At 68.8% G+C, this 14,630-nt stretch carries 10 protein-coding genes; 8 read left to right on the top strand and 2 right to left on the bottom strand.

What is annotated here, in order from left to right; all coding sequences use genetic code 11:
• Positions 1 to 109: 109 nt before the first annotated feature.
• The gene (gene polA / locus ACNYS0_RS30025; RefSeq protein WP_422482811.1) at positions 110 to 2,779 is read right to left on the bottom strand and encodes a DNA polymerase I; all 2,670 of its coding nucleotides are present in this window, start codon (positions 2,777 to 2,779) and stop codon (positions 110 to 112) included.
• A 255-nt stretch (positions 2,780 to 3,034) separates the two neighbouring features.
• Here polA and ACNYS0_RS30020 point away from each other — a divergent pair, with 255 nt between their 5' ends.
• Positions 3,035 to 5,314 carry an FdhF/YdeP family oxidoreductase gene (locus ACNYS0_RS30020; RefSeq protein WP_422477913.1) on the top strand — a complete coding sequence of 760 codons (2,280 nt, stop codon included), beginning with the start codon at positions 3,035 to 3,037 and terminating at the stop codon, positions 5,312 to 5,314.
• 69 nt (positions 5,315 to 5,383) lie between these two features.
• On the top strand, positions 5,384 to 5,854 hold the full coding sequence (locus ACNYS0_RS30015; protein ID WP_422477911.1) for a hotdog fold thioesterase: 471 nt from the start codon (positions 5,384 to 5,386) through the stop codon (positions 5,852 to 5,854).
• Here the strand turns inward: ACNYS0_RS30015 and ACNYS0_RS30010 are convergent.
• On the bottom strand, positions 5,844 to 7,766 hold the full coding sequence (locus ACNYS0_RS30010; RefSeq protein ID WP_422477909.1) for a Xaa-Pro dipeptidyl-peptidase: 1,923 nt from the start codon (positions 7,764 to 7,766) through the stop codon (positions 5,844 to 5,846). The two genes, ACNYS0_RS30015 and ACNYS0_RS30010, sit on opposite strands and share 11 nt — an antisense overlap.
• 197 nt (positions 7,767 to 7,963) lie before the next feature.
• On the opposite strand from ACNYS0_RS30010, the gene ACNYS0_RS30005 reads away from it, so the two are divergent.
• The 6 genes from ACNYS0_RS30005 (at position 7,964) to ACNYS0_RS29980 (ending at position 14,582) form a co-directional block, all read left to right on the top strand.
• On the top strand, positions 7,964 to 8,578 hold the full coding sequence (locus tag ACNYS0_RS30005; protein WP_422477907.1) for a hypothetical protein: 615 nt from the start codon (positions 7,964 to 7,966) through the stop codon (positions 8,576 to 8,578).
• Positions 8,579 to 8,921: 343 nt separating this feature from the next.
• The gene (locus ACNYS0_RS30000; RefSeq protein WP_422406709.1) at positions 8,922 to 10,157 is read left to right on the top strand and encodes a branched-chain amino acid ABC transporter substrate-binding protein; all 1,236 of its coding nucleotides are present in this window, start codon (positions 8,922 to 8,924) and stop codon (positions 10,155 to 10,157) included.
• A 120-nt stretch (positions 10,158 to 10,277) separates the two neighbouring features.
• On the top strand, positions 10,278 to 11,207 hold the full coding sequence (locus ACNYS0_RS29995) for a branched-chain amino acid ABC transporter permease (protein WP_326017626.1): 930 nt from the start codon (positions 10,278 to 10,280) through the stop codon (positions 11,205 to 11,207).
• 5 nt (positions 11,208 to 11,212) lie between these two features.
• The gene (locus ACNYS0_RS29990) at positions 11,213 to 13,006 is read left to right on the top strand and encodes a branched-chain amino acid ABC transporter permease (protein ID WP_422477905.1); all 1,794 of its coding nucleotides are present in this window, start codon (positions 11,213 to 11,215) and stop codon (positions 13,004 to 13,006) included.
• 5 nt (positions 13,007 to 13,011) lie between these two features.
• Positions 13,012 to 13,869, top strand: a complete 858-nt coding sequence (locus ACNYS0_RS29985) for an ABC transporter ATP-binding protein (RefSeq protein WP_422477903.1) — start codon at positions 13,012 to 13,014, stop codon at positions 13,867 to 13,869.
• On the top strand, positions 13,866 to 14,582 hold the full coding sequence (locus ACNYS0_RS29980) for an ABC transporter ATP-binding protein (protein ID WP_422477901.1): 717 nt from the start codon (positions 13,866 to 13,868) through the stop codon (positions 14,580 to 14,582). Before ACNYS0_RS29985 ends, ACNYS0_RS29980 begins: the two co-directional genes overlap by 4 nt.
• Positions 14,583 to 14,630 lie beyond the last annotated feature (48 nt).

Here is a 14,630-nt window from a genome sequence, read left to right as displayed (position 1 = left end):
CCCATTCGCGTTGACGCCCTCCTCCGCCTTGCAGCTGCACGCACCAGACCCCACTCGGGGAGCCGAATGGCACGGCCTCCGGGGTCCAGCCTGATCCGTCAGAAGGGCCCTAGTGGGCGGCGGACTCCCAGTCCGCGCCAAGGCCCACCGACACATCCAGCGGCGCGCGGAGCGTCACCGCGCTCGCCATCTCGCGGCGCACCAGCTCCTCCGCCGCCGCGGCCTCCCCGGGCGCGATCTCCAGCACGATTTCGTCGTGGACCTGGAGCAGCATCCGGGACTTGAGCTTCGCCTCCGTGAGCGCCTTGTCGACGTTCAGCATCGCGATCTTCACGATGTCGGCGGCGGTGCCCTGGATCGGCGCGTTGAGCGCCATCCGCTCGGCCATCTCGCGGCGCTGCCGGTTGTCCGAGTTCAGGTCGGGCAGGTAGCGGCGGCGCCCCAGCATCGTCTCGGTGTACCCGGTGGCGCGCGCCTCGTCGACCGCCCGCCGCAGGTAGTCCCGTACGCCGCCGAACCGCTCGAAGTACGTGTCCATCAGGCCGCGCGCCTCGCCCGGGTCGATGCCCAGCTGGCCGGAGAGGCCGAAGGCGGAGAGGCCGTACGCGAGCCCGTACGACATCGCCTTGATCTTGCGGCGCATCTCGGCGTCGACCGCGTCCCGCTCCACTCCGAAGACCTGCGAGGCCACCGTGGTGTGCAGGTCCTCGCCGGAGTTGAACGCCTCCAGGAGGCCCTCGTCCTCCGAGAGGTGCGCCATGACGCGCAGTTCGATCTGGCTGTAGTCGGCCGTCATCAGCGACTCGTAGCCCTCGCCGACGACGAACCCGCGGCGGATGGCGCGGCCCTCGTCGGTGCGGACCGGGATGTTCTGAAGGTTCGGGTCCGTGGACGACAGACGCCCCGTCGCCGCCACCGTCTGGTTGAACGTCGTGTGGATGCGGCCGTCCGCCGCGATCGTCTTGATCAGTCCCTCGACGGTGACGCGGAGCTTGGCCTGCTCACGGTGGCGCAGCATGATCACGGGGAGTTCGTGGTCGGTCTGCGTGGCCAGCCAGGCGAGCGCGTCGGCGTCCGTCGTGTAACCGGTCTTGGTCTTCTTCGTCTTCGGAAGGTCGAGTTCCTCGAAGAAGACGGCCTGGAGCTGCTTCGGGGAGCCGAGGTTGAACTCGTGGCCCACCGCGTCGTGCGCCTCCTTCACCGCCTGCTGCACGGCGCCCGCGAACATCTGCTCCATCGACTCCAGGTGGGCGCGGTCGGCGGCGATGCCGTGCCGCTCAAGGCGCGCGAGGAGCGTGGACGTCGGCAGCTCGATGTCGGTGAGCAGCTCCGCCGCGTTGACCTCCTTGAGGCGCGTACCGAACGCCTCGCCCAGGTCGAGGATCGCGCGGGCCTGCACCATGAGCGCGTCGGCCTCGGCCTGGTCGTCCTCGTCCGTACCGAACGCGAGCTGGCCGTCGGCGGCGCCGGCCGGGGCGAGCTCGCGGCCGAGGTACTCCAGGGACAGCGCGTCGAGCGCGAAGGAGCGGCGGCCGGGCTTGACCAGGTACGCGGCGAGCGCCGTGTCCATGGTGATGCCGTCGACGCTCCAGCCGTGCTCGGCGAAGACCCGCATCACGCTCTTGGCGTTGTGCAGCACCTTCGGCTTCTTCGCGTCGGCGAGCCAGGTGGCGAAGGCCTTCTCGTCGGCCTCGTCCAGCGTCGACGGGTCGAACCAGGCGGCCTCTCCACCGGCGGCGGCGAGCGCGATCTCGGTGACCGAGCCGGCGCCCAGCGTCCAGGTGTCGACGGTCGCCATGCCGAGGACCGCCTTGCCGTGCTCGGCCAGCCACGGCGCGAGCTCGCCCGCCGCGAGCACCTTCCCGTCGAGCTCGACGCCAGGCTCGGCCGGGGTCTCCTCGGCCTCCTCGGCGCCCGGGTCGACGGCGAACAGGCGCTCGCGCAGCGACGGGTTACGGATCTCCAGCGTGTCCAGGATCATCGCGATCGCTGTCCGGTCGTACGCCTCGCGCCCCAGGTCGGCGACCGTCTTCGGCAGCTCGACGTCGCGCACCATTTCGGTCAGGCGCCGGTTCAGCTTCACGGCCTCGATGTGGTCCCGGAAGTTCTGCCCCGCCTTGCCCTTGACCTCCTCGGCGCGCTCGACCAGCTCGGCGAACGAACCGAACTGGTTGATCCACTTCGCGGCGGTCTTCTCGCCGACGCCGGGGATGCCCGGCAGGTTGTCCGAGGGGTCGCCGCGCAGCGCCGCGAAGTCCGGGTACTGGGCCGGCGTGAGCCCGTACTTCTCCTCGACCTTCTGCGGCGTGAACCGCGTCAGCTCGGAGACGCCCTTGGTGGGGTACAGCACCGTCACGTTCTCGGAGACGAGCTGGAACGAGTCCCGGTCGCCGGTGACGATGAGGACCTCGAAGCCGGCGGCCTCGGCCTGCGTGGCGAGCGTGGCGATGACGTCGTCGGCCTCGAAGCCGTCGACCGCGAAGCGCGGTGTGTGCATGGCGTCGAGCAGCTCGCCGATCAGCTCGACCTGGCCCTTGAACTCGTCCGGCGTCTTCGAGCGGTTCGCCTTGTACTCGGTGAACTCCTCGGAGCGCCACGTCTTGCGGGACACGTCGAACGCCACCGCGAAGTGCGTCGGCTCCTCGTCGCGCAGCGTGTTCGCCAGCATCGACGCGAAACCGTAGATCGCGTTCGTCGGCTGGCCCGTCGCCGTCGTGAAGTTCTCCGCGGGCAGCGCGAAGAACGCCCGGTACGCCAGCGAGTGCCCGTCCATGAGCATCAGGCGGGGACGCCCGCCCGAGCTGCCGTCTGCTGCCTTCGCCACCGGATCCACCGTCTTCTGCGTCGTCTTTGGCGTATTCGCTGCTGCTTTCTCTGCCACGCCCACGATCCTGCCACGCCCCACTGACAGCGCGGCCCACCTCCCACCGGAGCGGGCGTTGTCGGACCCTCGTGCGAAGATCGGAGACGTAGCTCACAGCACCGTTCAGCAGGACGCGCAGCACCGCAGGACCGCTCAAAGGGGAGCCGAACCATGGCAAGCAAGCCGCCCGCATCCGACCCGGTACAGGACGCGCCGCAGGTAGCGGCGCCGCAGCACCATGCCGCCGGGCTCCCCGCCGTGAAGCACTCGCTCAAGATGGCCCGCGAGCAGATGGGCGTGAAGCGGACCGCGCTGACGCTCCTTCGCGTCAACCAGAAGGACGGCTTCGACTGCCCGGGCTGCGCCTGGCCGGAGCCGGAGCACCGGCACGCGGCGGAGTTCTGTGAGAACGGGGCGAAGGCGGTCGCCGAGGAGGCCACCCTGCGCCGGGTGACGCCGGAGTTCTTCGCCGCGCACCCGGTGGCGGACCTTTCGACGCGCTCCGGGTACTGGCTGGGCCAGCAGGGCCGGCTCACCCACCCCATGTATCTGGCCGAGGGCGCCTCGCACTACGAGCCCGTCGCGTGGGAGCGCGCCTTCGACCTGATCGCGGGCGAGCTGACCGCGCTCGGCTCGCCCGACGAGGCCGTCTTCTACACGTCGGGGCGCACCAGCAACGAGGCGGCGTTCCTCTACCAGTTGTTCGCCCGCGAGTTCGGCACGAACAACCTGCCCGACTGTTCGAACATGTGCCACGAGTCGTCCGGCTCCGCGCTCACGGAGACGATCGGCATCGGCAAGGGCAGCGTCCTTCTTGAGGACCTGTACAAGTCGGATCTGATCATCGTCGCCGGGCAGAACCCGGGCACGAACCATCCGCGCATGCTCTCCGCCCTGGAGAAGGCGAAGGCGGGCGGCGCGAAGATCATCTCCATCAATCCGCTGCCGGAGGCGGGCCTGGAGAAGTTCAAGAACCCGCAGACCCCGAAGGGCCTCACCAAGGGCGCTGCTCTCAACGATCTGTTCCTTCAGATCCGTCTCGGCGGCGACCAGGCCCTCTTCCGCCTCCTCAACAAGCTGATCCTGGAGACGGAAGGCGCCACGGACGACGCCTTCATCGCCGAGCACACGCACGGCTACGAGGAGTTCGCGAAGGCAGCCCGGGACGCCGACTGGGACGAGACCCTCGCGGCGACCGGCCTGTCCCGCGCCGACATCGAGCGCACCCTGGAGATGGTCCTCGCCTCCAAGCGCACCGTCGTGTGCTGGGCCATGGGCCTCACCCAGCACAAGCACTCCGTGCCGACGATCCGCGAAGTGGTCAACTTCCTGCTGCTGCGCGGCAACATCGGACGGCCCGGCGCGGGCGTGTGCCCGGTGCGCGGCCACTCGAACGTGCAGGGCGACCGCACCATGGGCATCTTCGAGCGCCCCGCCCCCGCGTTCCTCGACGCCCTGGAGAAGGAGTTCGGCTTCGCCCCGCCGCGCGAACACGGCTTCGACGTCGTGCGCGCCATCCGGGCCCTGCGCGACGGGCAGGCGAAGGTCTTCTTCGCCATGGGCGGCAACTTCGTCTCGGCGTCCCCCGACACCGAGGTCACCGAGTCGGCGATGCGCCGCGCCCGCCTCACCGTGCACGTCTCCACGAAGCTGAACCGCTCGCACGCGGTCACCGGGGCCCGCGCCCTGATCCTGCCGACCCTCGGCCGCACCGAGCGCGACCTCCAGGGCAGTGGCGAGCAGTTCGTGACGGTCGAGGACTCCATGGGCATGGTGCACGCCTCGCGCGGCCGCCTCGACCCGGCGAGCCGCCACCTGCTGTCCGAGCCGGCCATCGTCGCCCGCCTCGCCCGCCGTGTCCTCGGCACCGAATCCCGCACGCCCTGGGAGGAGTTCGAGAAGGACTACGCGACGATCCGCGACCGCATCGCACACGTGATCCCCGGCTTCGAGGACTTCAACGAGAAGGTCGCTGATCCGAACGGCTTCGCGCTCCCGCACGCCCCCCGCGACGAACGCCGCTTCCCCACGGCCACCGGAAAGGCCAACTTCACGGCCGCCCCCGTGGAGTACCCGCGCGTCCCCGAAGGCCGCCTCCTCCTTCAGACGCTGCGCTCGCACGACCAGTACAACACCACCATCTACGGCCTGGACGACCGCTACCGCGGCATCAGGAACGGCCGCCGCGTCGTCCTCGTCAACGCCGACGACGCCAAGGACCTCGACCTCGCCGAGGGCTCCTACGTGGACCTCGTGAGCGAGTGGGAGGACGGCGTCGAGCGGCGCGCGCCCGGCTTCCGCGTCGTGCACTACCCGACGGCCCGCGGCTGCGCGGCCGCCTACTACCCGGAGACGAACGTCCTGGTGCCGCTGGACGCCACGGCGGACACCAGCAACACACCCGCCAGCAAGTCCGTCGTGGTCCGCCTGGAACAATCCAGGACCGACTGAGCGTTTGCTCAGCCAGGTATCAGCCACACAGACGACTCAAGCACTGCACGACGAACGGAGCCGGGCGCCATGGGCGAGCAGAACCACACGCAGTTCCCCCAAGAGGTCATCGACGAGTACGCGGCACTCGGCATCGACCTCGTCGCCCTGTTCTCCGCCGGCCACCTCGGCACGCGCATGGGCATCGACGTCAAGGAGGCCTCGGCCGAGCGCGTCGTCGGCACCATGCCCGTCGAAGGCAACACGCAGCCCTACGGGCTGCTGCACGGCGGCGCCTCCGCCGTCCTCGCCGAGACCCTCGGCTCCGTCGGCGCGATGCTGCACGGCGGCAGCGGCAAGATCGCCGTCGGCGTCGACCTGAACTGCACGCACCACCGCGGCGCCCGCTCCGGCCTCGTCACCGGCGTCGCCACGCCGCTGCACCGCGGCCGCTCCACGGCGACGTACGAGATCGTGATCACCGACGAGCAGGACAGGCGGGTCTGCTCGGCCCGCCTGACCTGCATGCTCAAGGAAGCGCCGAACGCGCCTACGGCGTAGGTGCCAGCGGCAGCGTCACCGAGCTGTCCCCGGCGCGCACGGTCATCCTCGTGCCCGCCGGGTAGCGCAGCGTGTAGTCGTAATCGGTGGAGATCAGGACGACGCCGAGCCGGTGCCCGGCCTTGAAGACGTAGTCCTCGGGCTGCATGTCCCACTTCAACCGGTACTCGCGGCCCTCGACGACCTTGGACTGCCGCTCGTACGACGTCCGGTTGCGGGCATCGAGCCAGCCCCGCGTCACGATCTTGAAGTCGGCGGTCTCCGTGCGGTGCTTCGTGCGGTACGCGCAGCCCGTCTCACCGGCGAGCCCCGGCACGCCCTCGCCGTAGCAGACCTGCTGCGAGGTGTCGGTGACCGTGCCCGAAGTCGCCCGGGTGTCCCGCCCGTAGTCGACGAGCAGCGCCGTCACGTACGGCGACGTCCCCGCCAGCGAGGCCCGCACATCGACCTCCGGCACACCGTTCAGCCGGACGTCCTCGCCGAGCGCCCCCGTCGTGTACGCGAGCCGGTTCGGGTTCGCCGCGTCCGGTGACGTCACCAGCTCTTCCGCGGCGACCGTACGGCCCGCGTCGGTCAGCGACTGCACCCGCTTCGGGCCGGCCGCGCTCCCCAGCGCCCCGTCGGCACGCATCCGCAGCGTCGTCGAGCGCGTACCGGCCGCGGGCCAGTCGCTCTGCTGCTTCCAGCCGAAGTCGGCCTGCTCGACGTCGACCCGGGGCTCCTTCGTGACGCCGTTGTCGATGCCGTACAGATAGTGGTCGAACCAGTGGTGGACCTGGCTCAGCCACTCCTCCATGCGCAGCGGCATCGGATTGGCGTGCCCGGCCTGGTGCAGCCACAGCTTGCGCGGCACATGGTTCCTCTTCAGCGCCTCCCACAACTGTCCGGCGTTCTTCGTCTTCACGTTCCAGTCGTTGAGGCCGTGCACGACGAACGTCGCCGCCTTGATCCGGCGGGCGTCCTTCAGATAGTCGCGCTCCTGCCAGTACGGCGACCAGTCGCCGGTCACCCGGTCCTGATCACGCTCCAGCGCGTCGAGCACCGGCTTGCAGATCTCCCGGTCGGCCCGCGAGTACACGTACCGGGCGAGCACGTCGGTGTCCTCGCCCTGGAACGTGCCGGGCGCCACGACCCCGCCGTTCGCGCGGTAGTAGTCGTACCAGGAGGAGATCCCGGAGATCGGCACGATCGCCTTGAGGCCCTCGACTCCCGTACTGGCGACGGCGGTCGGCAGCGTGCCGTTGTAGGAGATCCCCATCATCGCGGAGTCACCGGTCGACCAGTCGGCCCGCACGGGCTTGCCGTCGGTGTCCCAGCCCTTGGCGCGGCCGTTCAGCCACTCGATCGCGGCCTTCGCGCCGAGCGTCTCGTTGCGGCCGCCCGAGGTCGGACAGCCGGTGGAGCCGCCCGTACCGAGACTGTCGACCTCGGCCACGGCATAGCCGCGCGGCAGGAAGTAGTTGTCGTAGTACCCGCCGTACGCCACGGCAGGACCCGCCAACCCGGCCCTTCCGGGCTCCTGCCGGAACCGGCCCCCCGATTCCGGAAGCCCGTCCTCGTCCAGGTCGACGACATGGTTCGGGACATCGTTGCCACCCGCCCAGTACGGGCTGGCCTCGACGATCGTGGCGACCTTCAGGCCCGCCGTCTCCGTCTCCCTGGGCCGCAGGATCCGCATGCGCACCGTGTCACGCTTCCCGTCACCGTCACTGTCGGCCTCCGTCTGCACGTCGACCTTCTGCGACACGGCGTCCGCACGCGAGAAGACGGGCTGCGTCTCACGATCCTCGATCCTCAACTCCGCCCGACCGGCGGAGGGTTGCACGGCATACGCGGACGGGGCGGCCACCGCCGCCGCCAGCGCACACACCAGGGCCAGGCCGAAGCGTCTCTTACCGGTGGATCTCGCCATCGTGCCTCCAAGGGCGCGTTCGGGGAGTTCACTCACGGGACGGGAGGTGACGTGAGGTATTCCACCGCGCCACGCCCCACCCGACCAGAGGGCCTCGCCAACTCCAGCCGCCCGAGACGATGTTGGCGGAAAAATCCCCAACCCCGCAGACCCGCGCCCGCATTGGCGGACCCGCCCCCTCCGCCCTACCGTCGAGCATGACCGGCATCGGGCCCGTCGAGCCGCACGAACCGGCGGCCGACAGCCACCCCCTCGCGCCGCACCCCACCGACATCGTCGGCACCGACACCCCACGCCCGTACGAACGTTGGGCCGCCCTGCCCCCGCGCAGACGCCGCCTCCTCCTCGCCGCGGCGGCCACCGCGGCCGCCGTCGCCGGCACCCTCCTCCTGCCCCGCCCCGAACGGCCCGCCCCACCGCCACCCGACCCCTGGCCCGCCCAGGTCACCCACCTGACCTACGCCGGACCACACGGCGACGGCTTCCGCTTCACCGCCCGCGTCGACCACGGCACTACCGTGACGATCAGTCACATAAGGGCCGGAGACCCCCGATTGGCCGTCACCACGACACCCCGGCCACCCCTCGACGTCACACCCGGATCCCCGCGCACCCTCACCGTGAGGATCGACGTACGCGCCTGCTCCGCCCTGCCCCGCGCCCTCGACATGGCCTACCTGGACCTCACACTGGCCAACCGGAGAGCCAGGGAGCCGCACAGCTTCATCTTCGTCGACCGCTACCCGCACGACCTGCTCACCCTGCTGCGCGCCCGCTGCGAAGAGCCTCCCACCGAACTCACACAGCGGTAACACTCGGTTACCTCTGCCGCAACGAAGCAATGCGAACGTCGCACCGCGCAGCCCTGTCGCCGATCACGGGGCGTACGCGACCGAATCGATCTTGAGAACACCCCGTTCCACTACGGGACTTGAGGTGATCTTGGTCTTTCGCGCCCAACCGGCACGCCCCGGCATAACAAGAACGTCACAGCCTCTTCCGCACCCACGCTCCACCCCGCCACCTGCGCTTATAGTCACGGCCAGTCACCGCGCCGCCGGGCGCTCCACTTGCACGGCCCCTGTACCACTCCGTACGGCCCGGCGAGACACACGGCCCCTGGACCAGGGGGTCGCGCCAGGGAGAGGAATGATCGTGCGACACCGTTCTTTGCTCATACTCACCGCCGTGCTCACCACCGGAGCACTCACACTCAGCGCTTGCGGATCGCGCGACGACGACAAGAAGTCCAGCGGCGGCAGCAAGACCACCGTGGTCATCGGCGTGGACGCCCCCCTCAGCGGCGACCTCTCGGCCATCGGACTCGGCATCAAGAACTCCGTCCACCTGGCCGCGAAGATCGCCAACAAGAACAAGGAAGTCCCCGGCGTCACCTTCAAGACCGAACCGCTCGACGACGTCGCCAACGCGTCCACCGGTGGACAGAACGCCACCAAACTCGCCGGCATGGAAGACGTCCTCGGCGTCGTAGGACCCCTCAACTCCAACGTCGCCCAGTCGATGCAGAAGACCTTCGACGCCGCCGGCCTCGTCGAGATCTCACCGGCCAACACCAACCCGACGCTGACCCAGGGCACCAACTACCTGAAGTCCAAGCAGCGTCCCTTCGACACCTACTTCCGCACCGCCACCACCGACGCACTCCAGGGCCCCTTCGCCGCCCAGTACGCCTACAACCAGCTCAAGCTGAAGAAGGTGTACGTCATCGACAACAAGCTCACCTACGGCGCGGGACTCGCCCAGACCTTCCGCGACGAGTTCAAGAAGCTCGGCGGAAAGGTCGTCGCAAGCGACCACATCAACAAGGACGACCGCGACTTCGGCGCCATCTCCACCAAGGTCAAGAACTCCGGAGCCGACTTCGTCTACTTCGGCGGCGAATACCCCAACGGCGCCCCGCTCTCCAAGCAGATCAAGGACGCCGGCGCCAAGATCCCCGTCATCGGCGGCGACGCCCTCCAGAGCGCCGACTACGTCAAGCTCGCCGGCTCCGCGGCCAACGGCGACTTCGCCACCTCCGTCGGCGCCCCCGTCGCCAAGCTCGACACCGCCAAGAAGTTCATCGCCGACTACAAGGCGGCCGGCTACAAGGAGCCCTACGAGACCTACGGCGGCCTCTCCTACGACGCCGCCTGGTCCATCATCCAGGCCGTCAAGTCCGTCGTCGCCAAGAACGACGGCAAGCTGCCCAGCGACTTCAAGGAAGCCCGCAAGCAGATCACCGAAGCCACCCAGAAGGTCAGCTTCAACGGCGTGACCGGCCAGGTCTCCTACGACAAGTACGGCGACACCACCAACAAGACGCTCACCGTCTACCAGGTCAAGAAGGGCCAGATCGTCCCCGTCAAGACGGGCGAGCTGGAGCAGTAGAACCCCCGGGGAGCGGCCGGCAGGACCCCGGCCGCTCCCCCACCCGGCCCAAAACGCGGGGAGCACCCACCAACAGCCCTCCGCGTCCCCGCACTTGACCCCACTTTCGGAGGCCCAGCGGTGCACGATCTGCCGCAGCAGCTGGTCAACGGCCTGATCCTCGGAGCTCTGTACGGCCTCATAGCCGTCGGCTACACCATGGTCTACGGCATCATCCAGCTCATCAACTTCGCCCACGGCGAGATATACATGATCGGCGGTTTCGGAGCCCTCACCATGTGGCTCTGGCTCCCCACCGGCACCAACCTCGCCATCGCCCTGCCCCTCATGCTCCTGATGGGCATCACCTGCTCCGTCCTCATCGCCGTCGGCGCGGAACGTTTCGCCTACCGGCCCCTCAGAAACGCACCACGCCTCGCACCCCTCATCACCGCCATCGGCCTCTCCATCGCCCTCCAGCAGGCGATCTGGGCCTTCTACCCCAACGCCAAGTCCGACCGCACCTTCCCCCAGTTCAAGGGCGGCCCCTTCGACCTCGGCGCCTTCAACCTCCAACGCGGCGACATCTTCCTCATCATCGCCGCCCCCATCTGCATGGCCGCCCTCGCCTTCTTCGTCGCCAAGACCCGCACCGGCCGCGCCATGCAAGCCACCTCCCAAGACCCCGACACCGCCAAGCTCATGGGCATCAACACCGACCGCATCGTCGTCACCGCCTTCGCCATCGGCGGCGCCTTCGCAGCAGTCGCAGCCATGGCCTACGGCCTCAAATACGGCCAAGTCGGCTTCAAAATGGGCTTCATCGCCGGCCTCAAAGCCTTCACCGCAGCCGTACTCGGCGGCATCGGCAACATCTACGGCGCCATGATCGGCGGCCTCGCCCTCGGCCTCGCCGAAGCCCTCGCCACCGCCTACATCCAGGACATCCCCGGCATGGAACTCCTCGGCGGCGGAGCCTGGAAGGACGTCTGGGCCTTCGTCCTCCTCATCCTCGTCCTCCTGCTGCGCCCCCAGGGCCTGCTCGGAGAACGCGTCGCGGACAGGGCGTGATCACCATGACAGACACCATCACCACCCAAACGCCCCAGGCACTCATCCCGCTGCCCGACAAGGCCGCCCGCTACGGCACCGCCGCAGCCGCCCTCGCCACCGCCGCCAGCACCTTCCTCGCCTGGACCTGGACCGACGAATTCCCCGGCGACCTCACCGTCACCGGCTACCCCGGCGGACTCCAGATCCTCACCCTCATCGGAGCACTCCTCACCCTGCTCCTCGCCCTCTCCGGACTCGGCACCCGAGGCCTGCGCTGGCTCACCCCCGGCGGCAGCACCGCCCCCACCCTCCTCTTCGCCCTCGGCACCCTCGGCACCACCGGCTACACCATGGGCGCCATCTCCGCCTCGCTCGGCGGCACCGCCAACCTCGAACCAGGCGCCTGGATCGCAGGCATCACCGCCCTCGCCACCACCGTCCTCGCCCTCGGCCTCCCCGCCGACGTCAAGGACGACGAAGCCACCCGCCCCTGGGCCCGCTTCCGCAACACCCTCAAAGCACCACCCCCGCGCCCCAGCAGCACCACCCTCCCCGCCTGGGCCGAAATCCTCATCATCGCCGTCTCCTTCGGCCTCGCCCTCTACGTCTTTACGTACGGCATCGACACCGAATACGGCGAACTCTTCGTCGGCTACCTCATCCTCGTCCTCTTCGGCGGCACCGCCCTCACCAAGAGCGGCCTCATCGCCCGCATCACCACCCTCACCAACAAACACCGCACCATCGCCCTCACCGCCGCCTTCGTCGCCGCGGCCGCCTTCCCCTTCACCCAGTCCAACGACACCTACACCAACGTCGCCGCCAACATCCTCGTCTTCGCCACCGTCGCCCTCGGCCTCAACGTCGTCGTCGGCCTCGCAGGACTCCTCGACCTCGGCTACGTAGCCTTCCTCGGCGTCGGCGCCTACGCGGCCGCCCTCGTCTCCGGCTCCGCCGACTCCACCATCGGCGTCCACTTCCCCTTCTGGGCAGCCGTCCTCACCGGCGCAGGCGCCTCACTCCTCTTCGGAGTCCTCATCGGCGCCCCCACCCTGCGACTGCGCGGCGACTACCTCGCCATCGTCACCCTCGGCTTCGGCGAGATCTTCCGCATCACCATGAACAACCTCGACGGCCAATCCGGCCCCGACGTCACCAACGGACCCAACGGCATCGCCAACATCCCCGACCTCGTCATCTTCGGGTTCGACTTCGGCGAAACCCACACCGTCCTCGGCGTCGACCTCGGCCGATTCGCCAACTACTACCTGTTGATGCTCTTCTTCACGATCATCGTCGTGACCGTCTTCCGCCGCGCCGGCGCCAGCCGCATCGGCCGCGCCTGGGTCGCCATCCGCGAAGACGAGACCGCCGCCCGCGCCATGGGCATCAACGCCTTCCGCCTCAAACTCCTCGCCTTCGCCCTCGGCGCCTCCCTCGCCGGCATGGCCGGCGCCGTCCAGGGCCACATCCAGTACTCCGTCACCCCCGACCAGTACGTCTTCGTCGAAAACGCACCACCCAACTCCGCCTTCCTCCTCGCCGCCGTCATCCTCGGCGGCATGGGAACCGTGAGCGGCCCCCTCATCGGCGCCGCACTCCTCTACCTGATCCCGGCGAAACTCCAGTTCATCGGCGACTACCAACTCCTCCTCTTCGGCGTCGCACTCGTCCTCCTCATGCGCTTCCGCCCCGAAGGACTCATCGCCGACCGCCGCAAGAAACTCGAATTCCACGACACCGGCCAACTCGACATCCCCGAACAAACGAGCCTGCCCGGCACCGCCACCACGGCACCCACCAAGGCAGGAGCGTGATCCCGATGACGACACCGACCAACACGGCCACAGTGCTCCAGGCAAGCGGCGTCACCATGCGCTTCGGCGGCCTCACCGCGGTACGCAACGTCGACCTCAACGTCGACCAGGGCGAAATCGTCGGCCTCATCGGCCCCAACGGCGCCGGAAAGACCACCTTCTTCAACTGCCTCACCGGCCTCTACGTCCCCACCGAAGGCAGCGTCTCCTACCAGGGCAACGTCCTCCCGCCCCAATCCCACCTCGTCACCCAGGCAGGCGTCGCCCGCACCTTCCAGAACATCCGCCTCTTCGCCAACATGACCGTCCTGGAAAACGTCCTCGTCGGCCGCCACACCCGCACCAAGGAAGGCCTCTGGTCGGCCCTCCTGCGCGGACCCGGCTTCAAAAGAGCCGAACGCGGCAGCGAAGCACGCGCCATGGAACTCCTCGACTTCATCGGCCTCGCCCACAAACGCGACCACCTCGCCCGCAACCTCCCCTACGGAGAACAGCGGAAGCTGGAAATCGCGCGGGCACTCGCCAGCGAACCCGGGCTCCTCTTGCTGGACGAGCCGACAGCGGGCATGAACCCCCAGGAAACCCGCGCAACCGAAGAGCTGGTCATCGCCATCCGCGACAAGGGCATCGCCGTCCTCGTCATCGAGCACGACATGCGCTTCATCTTCAACCTCTGCGACCGCGTCGCCGTCCTCGTCCAAGGCGAAAAACTCGTCGAAGGCACCAGCGAAGTCGTCCAGGGCGACGAACGCGTCATCGCCGCCTACCTCGGCACCCCCTTCGAAGGCGCCCCCGAAGACACCGCCATCGAAGAGGTCCAGGCCGCGGAGGCCCAGGCCGGCGGGGAAGGAAACGACCAGTGACCGCTCTGCTCGAGGTCGAGGACCTCAAGGTCGCCTACGGCAAGATCGAAGCCGTCAAAGGAATCTCCTTCAGCGTGGAGGAGGGCCAGGTCGTCACCCTCATCGGCACCAACGGTGCGGGCAAGACGACAACTCTGCGCACGCTGTCGGGACTGCTGAAACCTTCGGCCGGCAAGATCAGCTTCGCGGGCCAGCCACTGGCCTCCGTCCCCGCACACAAGATCGTCGCCATGGGGCTGGCCCACTCCCCCGAAGGCCGTCGCATCTTCCCCCGCCTGACGATCATGGAGAACCTCCAGCTCGGAGCGTTCCTCCGCCGCGACCAGGCAGCCGTCGAAAAGGACATGCAGCGGGCGTACGAACTGTTCCCCATCCTGGGCGAACGACGGAAGCAGGCGGCCGGAACACTGTCCGGCGGCGAGCAGCAAATGCTGGCCATGGGGCGGGCGTTGATGTCCCAGCCCAAGCTCCTGATGCTGGACGAACCGTCCATGGGCCTGTCGCCGATCATGATGCAGAAGATCATGGCGACCATCAACGAACTCAAGGCCCAAGGCACCACCATCCTGCTCGTCGAACAGAACGCCCAGGCGGCCCTGTCCCTCGCCGACCAGGGGCATGTGATGGAGGTCGGCTCCATCGTGCTGTCGGGCACCGGCGAAAGCCTGCTCCACGACGAATCCGTCCGGAAGGCCTACCTCGGCGAGGACTGATGGCTTTACGTGAATGTGGCCCGTGCCCCTCCAAGGGACACGGGCCAC

It is taken from the genome of Streptomyces anthophorae, assembly GCF_049310305.1.
In the GTDB taxonomy this organism is placed as follows: domain Bacteria; phylum Actinomycetota; class Actinomycetes; order Streptomycetales; family Streptomycetaceae; genus Streptomyces.
The sequence above is the reverse complement of the archived record's forward strand: the minus strand, read 5'-3'. Positions and strand labels throughout refer to the sequence as shown.

What these genes read in the sequence shown, in the direction of transcription:
- ACNYS0_RS29990 (WP_422477905.1), top strand. Translation starts at nt 11,213, where the DNA reads ATGACAGACACCATCACCACCCAAACGCCCCAGGCACTCATCCCGCTG.
- ACNYS0_RS30010 (WP_422477909.1), bottom strand. Translation starts at nt 7,766, where the DNA reads ATGGCGAGATCCACCGGTAAGAGACGCTTCGGCCTGGCCCTGGTGTGT.
- ACNYS0_RS30020 (WP_422477913.1), top strand. Translation starts at nt 3,035, where the DNA reads ATGGCAAGCAAGCCGCCCGCATCCGACCCGGTACAGGACGCGCCGCAG.
- ACNYS0_RS29985 (WP_422477903.1), top strand. Translation starts at nt 13,012, where the DNA reads ATGACGACACCGACCAACACGGCCACAGTGCTCCAGGCAAGCGGCGTC.
- ACNYS0_RS30005 (WP_422477907.1), top strand. Translation starts at nt 7,964, where the DNA reads ATGACCGGCATCGGGCCCGTCGAGCCGCACGAACCGGCGGCCGACAGC.
- ACNYS0_RS30015 (WP_422477911.1), top strand. Translation starts at nt 5,384, where the DNA reads ATGGGCGAGCAGAACCACACGCAGTTCCCCCAAGAGGTCATCGACGAG.
- polA (WP_422482811.1), bottom strand. Translation starts at nt 2,779, where the DNA reads ATGCTCATGGACGGGCACTCGCTGGCGTACCGGGCGTTCTTCGCGCTG.